6 protein-coding genes and 1 pseudogene are annotated in these 5779 nt (G+C 62.0%); 2 read left to right on the top strand and 5 right to left on the bottom strand.

Annotated elements, in window-relative coordinates; translation table 11 throughout:
- Positions 1-858 precede the first annotated feature (858 nt).
- Together GV035_RS26495 and GV035_RS26490 are read right to left on the bottom strand one after the other, a co-directional pair.
- A complete protein-coding gene (locus GV035_RS26495; RefSeq protein WP_159838677.1) occupies positions 859-2067 on the bottom strand; it encodes a hypothetical protein in 1209 nt (402 codons plus the stop codon).
- A gap of 115 nt (positions 2068-2182) precedes the next feature.
- Entirely contained in the window at positions 2183-2623 is a 441-nt protein-coding gene (locus tag GV035_RS26490) for an SET domain-containing protein (RefSeq protein WP_159838674.1), read from the bottom strand.
- 99 nt (positions 2624-2722) lie between these two features.
- Here GV035_RS26490 and GV035_RS26485 point away from each other — a divergent pair, with 99 nt between their 5' ends.
- Positions 2723-2926, top strand: a complete 204-nt coding sequence (locus tag GV035_RS26485) for a hypothetical protein (RefSeq protein WP_159838672.1) — start codon at positions 2723-2725, stop codon at positions 2924-2926.
- 33 nt (positions 2927-2959) lie between these two features.
- Here GV035_RS26485 and GV035_RS26480 read toward each other — a convergent pair whose 3' ends face one another.
- The 3 genes from GV035_RS26480 to GV035_RS26470 all read right to left on the bottom strand — a co-directional run bounded on the left by GV035_RS26480 (position 2960) and on the right by GV035_RS26470 (position 4690).
- Positions 2960-3274 (bottom strand): HU family DNA-binding protein, encoded by a 315-nt coding sequence (locus GV035_RS26480; protein ID WP_268892295.1) that lies wholly within the window; start codon positions 3272-3274, stop codon positions 2960-2962.
- Positions 3275-3314: 40 nt separating this feature from the next.
- Positions 3315-3587: a hypothetical protein gene (locus GV035_RS26475; RefSeq protein ID WP_159838679.1), complete on the bottom strand. Its 273-nt coding sequence runs from the start codon at positions 3585-3587 to the stop codon at positions 3315-3317.
- Positions 3588-3673: 86 nt separating this feature from the next.
- Positions 3674-4690, bottom strand: coding sequence for a DNA-binding protein (locus GV035_RS26470; RefSeq protein ID WP_159838668.1), 1017 nt, complete (start codon positions 4688-4690; stop codon positions 3674-3676).
- Positions 4691-4833: 143 nt separating this feature from the next.
- On the opposite strand from GV035_RS26470, the pseudogene GV035_RS26465 reads away from it, so the two are divergent.
- A pseudogene (locus tag GV035_RS26465) lies at positions 4834-5664 on the top strand (tyrosine-type recombinase/integrase); the annotation flags it as partial.
- Between the last annotated feature and the right edge of the window lie 115 nt (positions 5665-5779).

Here is a 5779-nt window from a genome sequence, read left to right as displayed (position 1 = left end):
AGTGGATCGTGTCCACGATTGCCGATCATGGGCACGATCCCCCGTGATCTATACGAATTCCACCACGACAGCACCATCATGCCTCACGCGCGCGCGAATCAGGAACTGGCCCAGCCGAGTCGCTTACGCCGTCTGTAACAAGACGGAGGCACAACTCGGGCATCGATAAGATTGGCTTCCGCGCAGTTGGTCTCTTTGGGGAAGGCGTCCACGCGCCCTTCCAGATAGACGGGCAGCCGTCGCGAAGACGCCGCCCATTGTCCAGTTGCCGCGATCGATGACTGAAGCGTCACGGCGTTGTCTGAAGGAAGGACGTGGACGCCTTTCAAGTCTGAGTCTTGGCGCGTCGACTGCTTGTTCACTGGTCTTTCTACGCCACGCGACGTTCGTCGCTCGTCCCGACGTCCAGGTGTTCGTGTGCGATATCCTCCACGTCAAGCTCCAGCGCAGAAAGCCGGGCAAGTTGAACGGGCAGCAACGTGTAGCCAATGCGAAGCTCATGGAGGCGCGTTCTCCAGTACCGAACGCTTATCGGCAACGGAACGCATGTTGCCCGTACTCCGGTCACCACTTTTTGTATATGAGCGAGTTCACGATCAGCTTCCAGTGAAGTCCGCTTCGGCGCGCCGGGTGAAGTGGCCGGGACTTGATGATTTCGGTTTGCTACGATTGACTTCATACGCTCCTCATCTCCTGATCCGTTGAGACCAGCGTATCGAGGCTCACGAGAAGTCAAGGAAGCATGCGGGGCGTGTCAACCCTTGTCGTCGGAGGGTAAGGGTAGCCTCTTGCCGGGCTCACGCAAAGGCGCAAGCGGCGCCGACGCGCTGCATCAGCAGAAACTTAGTTTCTTCTTGTCTAGCGCCTGTCGGCGTCCACGCGCGTGTGCAACGCTCGGCCAACAAGCGAGTCTGCACTACGAATCAGGCTCCGCAGGCAATCATCCACCGCCGCCTTCGAGACCTGACTAGCCCTCGCCGCTGCGACGAGGGCATCGTAGGCATCGGTGACGTCAGTCATCGTCACTTCATAGCCGTAGCCGGCCTCCATCCATTGCAGTGCGCACAGCGCACAGTCCATCGCAAACTGGGACTGCTTGGTCTCGAAATCTCGAGCGGCGCGTATGAGCGTTTTCGGATCGGTGGGACTTTGTCTGGAGAGCGCGACCGCCTGAACGAACAGCCCGGCGTCTTTGGCAGCGGCAAACCATTTGCCTTCCGACCCCGGCTCGCTTCGCACCAGGTCGGACAAGATAGCTTCCGGCGTTTTCTCCGGATATTTCTTGGTGATGGCTCGGAACGTTGCGAGGTAAGTACCTGCACGATTGGCGGCAATCGCGTAGCGCTCGTAGGCCTCATCGGTCATTCCAGACGCGAGGAGGATCGTCTCGCAGGCGCACGCGATCGCACTTTCCGGCGCATTCAGCCCTCGACTCGCTTCAGCAAGGCGAAGTGCGTCGCCCGGACGTCCGAGGCAGACCAGCGCGTCGACAGCCCAACGTCGATACCACCAGTAACTCAACCGATCGCGGTGCACAAGCTCAATGATTTCCTCGAACCGGCCGGCTGCGTAAAGCGAACTTAAGCACGGCACAACACCGACGAAGTAGTTGAACCCTTCAGCCTGCAGCACATGCGTGACGAGCGGCAGCAGCCGGTCCGCCCATTGAGACGCCAACTCGGGCGTCACGCACAAGCTTCCCCAATGTTCGCCAAGGCTCTCAATGTAGGGCGTCTGATCGTCCTGCAACGCCTCGAATAGCCTTTCCAGCCAGCGTTCCCGGACTGCGGACTCAACGTCGGCGGCGGCGATGATCGGGACGAGCGCCTCGATCGCACGATTGACCGCGCTGCCCAGTGCGCCCGAGGAACTATCGACGTGCTCGAGTGCAGGCGACAGTCTTTCAAGCAGAAGCACGGCCCCTTCGGCAGCAAGCGCGCGATCGGCGCGGTCGACCGAACGAATCTCGGATACCGCCTCCTTCAGGCGTTGGATAGGGAGCGACGATCTCCATCCGAATGCGTTGCGCCGGAAGCGCGAAACGAAAGTCCATTTCGGTGAGGGCATGACAGTCACGTTCGGTCAGCATATTCAGAGCATCGGGGTCGTCGCGGTCGCCAGCAAGGTGCCGTAGGCGAGGTGCAATCTTCGGTGGCGCGCCGACATCATTTCGTCGGCAGTTTCAGGACGGAGCCAGCATCGTCCCTCGACAAGCATCGGATCCGCAGCGGCACGCATAGAGCGTCTTGAGCGCAGCTGTTCTTCGCCCTTCGACGAAGAGTCGATAGTCGATAAACAACTCTTCGCCCGGCTTGATGTCGCGCAGCGCGTGGAAGAAAACCCGGCTGCCCTCTTGCTCGGCTTCGCAGTTCGGCGCGCAACTGTGATTGACCCAGCGCGCCGAGTTGCCACCCTGCGCGCCGTCGATCACGCGCCCGTCGTCGAGATCGAAGTAAAACGTGTGACCGTCTTCGGCGGCCCAACGGGCATACTGGCGCTGCGCTTGTGCCCAGGACAGGCGCTTGCCCTTGTATTCGAGGATTGTCTCACCAGCCCCGATCTGAGTGAGCGCAAATACGCCGCGTCCGTGAACCGGCGAAGAGCGTACCACGATGCGGCGCATGACCATCCCCCTCTCTGTTTGTGCCGTCACCGGCTAAACGATGTGGCACCGTCGCGGCGAATTGGCATAATGCGATCGACGCACGAGCTTTGACGCCCTATGCCTTCTTCGACCGGTCGCAGCCGCATGAAACGCAAACCACCTCGCGGCACGTTGGTGCGCTATGAGGAGCGCATCGTCGAGGTGCTGGGCGAAGCGCGGGGCCAACGGATCATGATCCGGTCGATCCATGCGGACGGCAGCGAACGCCTCACGGCAGTCAAGCTGAACAGTCTGCGGCCGTTGGACGATCAGCTCTTCTAGACCGGAGCGGCTGCAGGACTGAGCCGCCGTCGTTCACGCTTGGTTGACGGCGTCTTTGAAACTCTTGCCGGCCGCGAACTTGACGGTCTTGGCTGCCGCGATCTCGATCGTCTCACCCGTCTGCGGATTTCGACCGGTTCGTGCGGCCCGCTCGCCGGTCCCAAACGACCCAAAGCCGATCAGCTGAACGGCGTCACCTGCAGCCACCGCTTTCGAAATCGTCTCAAACACGGCATTGATGGTCTCTTCTGCCGCGACCTTGCTCGTACCCGACTCCGACGCAACCGCGTCGATCAGTTCCTGCTTGTTCATTGAAGTCTCTTCCTCGCTAGTGGAAACGAACTCGATCTTATCGGACCGCTACGAAAACAGCCGACCGCCCGTGCTACTAGTCTGCGTCGGTCACGTTTAGGTCGAAAAGATCCGAGGTCGCGCTGCGCGCGTCAAGCAACTCAGGCAGATGACCGTTCCGGACCTTGGCTAGCGTGTCCGGCGACAGCCAGATTTCTTCGATCGCATTGATGCCTTCCTCGATCATCCGTTGCAAAAAGAACGACTGCTTGCGCCCCGAGGCTTCTGCCAGCACGCGCAAGCGCTGTTCGATGACGGGGTCGATCCGCACCGCGACCACCCGCAACTTGTTCTCAGCCGATCTTCTCATCTGTTCGCTCCTTTTGACCGTCGGCGGCGATGGAAACGCCAACCGGCGTGAACCGCGCTCACTCGCCGGCCTCACCCGGTCATTATCTACGTGCGAGCCTTTGCTCTCGCCGTTTTGCCAACGGCTGCCTTTCGGGCGGCTCGCCTAACTGGCGCACTGGGTTCTGCCATGGCCGCGCGCCGCGGCGGGGAGCGCGTCGTTCCGCGCAGCGACTTCAACTGTTCCTGAAGCGAGTGATGCGCGACTTCGAGCGCGGCGAGCTTGCCTTGCAGCACCCCGGTTTGATGGCGGGCATCGCCCTGCTGCGCCTGCAGCGCCTCGACGGCGCGACGATGCTCGGCCTCTCGCTTGTCGGCGCGTTTGGCTGCCTCCGCCAGTTCCTTATGAGCCTTGGCCATCGCGCTGCGTTCGCGATCGATCTCTAACAGGGCTCGTTTTTCTGTTGCGCGTAAGCGTTCCTCGGCGCGGCTCGCCGTCTCTCGAAGCTTGTCGAGATCGCGCGAAAAGGTATCGCGCACTTTCTCGAGTTCCTGCTCGCGCGCTACCGCCTCGTCGGCGAGACGCTGAATCTGCGCCTCAAGCGCTTTGCGCGTCGCCGACTCCTCCGCCTGCTGCCGCTCCAACGCTCGGATCTCCACCTGCGCGGCCAGCAAGGCCGCCGTGCGCTGCTCCAGCGCCGTCTCCGTGCGCCCAAGTTCTTCGCGCGCCGCGACAACCTTCTGCTCCGCTTCTCTGCGAGCGGCCTCGACCTCATCGCGCAGCGCCGTCAGTTGCGCCTCGGCCGATGCCGTCGCCCGCGTCCAAAGCGTGCCGATCAGCTCGCCGGCCGCTTCGCGCAGGTCCGTTGGCAAGTCCGGATGCTCGATGCGCACCCGGCTCTTCTCGCGCAACTCCGCCCAGAATTCGCTCAACACGGAAGCCGGCGTGCTCATGGTGCCGCGCCGGACCAGGTTGTAGAGGCGGTTCGCGGTCGGGGCGACGCCAAAGCGGAAAAACAGCAGCGCGCAGACTTCGCGATACAGCTCCCGCGTCTTCGGGAATTCGACCTTGAGGCGCTCGATATCAGCCGCGAGGCGGCTTTCGTCGGAGAGGACGTCGGACATGGGGATGCAATGGAGAACGGTCCGTTGATAATACAACGTAAAAAGTCGTTTTCCTAATCGGACGGACGCCTCGATTTGACATTATGCTTATAATGTTGAGAGAGTAGGCTTTTGCCGCCTCCTGAAACGTCGAGACTTTCAACATCGTGTCCTTTGGTACGCCCGCCCTTACCCTCCGGCCTGCGCCGCTCGAAACGCTCATCCTTCCGGCTGAGCTCGATGGCAGCGCGGGGTCGAACCGGGCCGTGAGCGTCCGCCCCCAGATCGCCGCCGAGAACGACCTCGACGCGATCCGCGCATGGCTCTCGCGCTTTGTCGACACCAAGACCACCTTCGAGAACTATCGCAAGGAGGCCGAGCGCCTTCTGCTGTGGGCCGTCGTCGTGCTCGGCAAGCCGCTCTCGTCGTTGACGCACGAAGACTGCCTACGGTATCAGCGATTCCTCGCCGATCCGCAGCCCGCCACCGCGTGGGTCGCCGGCGGCGGCCGCAAGCATCCGCGCGGCGACGCACGTTGGCGTCCGTTTTACGGCCCGCTCTCCCCCTCCAGTCAACGTCAGGCGACCGTCATCCTGAACGTGATGTTTTCGTGGCTCGTGCAAGCCGGCTACCTGGCCGGCAATCCGCTCTCGCTGTCACGCCAGCGCGCCAGACACGTGGCGCCGCGTATCACGCGTTATTTGGAGCCAAGTCTCTGGCAGGAGGTCAAGGACTACATTGCCGCCATGCCGCGGGAACGGCCGCGCGACAACGCGCATGCCCACCGCGCGCGTTGGCTTTTCACACTGCTTTACCTCGGCGGCCTTCGCATCGCCGAGGTCGGCAGCAACACGATGGGACAGTTCTTTATTCGTCGAGACGCGGATGCGTCGATCCGCTGGTGGTTAGCGGTGCGCGGCAAGGGCGGCAAGGAGCGACTCGTGCCAGCGACACGCGAAATGATGATGGAGCTGTCACGCTATCGTAAGCGGCTGGCCAACTCACCTTGATTGTCGGCGAAGCGCTTGGGAGTATCGTGTCCACTAAAGCGAATAAGCGGACACGTGAACACTATCGAAGAAGAGGCGTTGCCGACCCGTCGCCGTCGTC

Source organism: Burkholderia sp. 8Y, from assembly GCF_902506145.1.
Taxonomy (GTDB): domain Bacteria; phylum Pseudomonadota; class Gammaproteobacteria; order Burkholderiales; family Burkholderiaceae; genus Caballeronia.
This window is presented reverse-complemented; position numbering and strand designations above follow the sequence as displayed.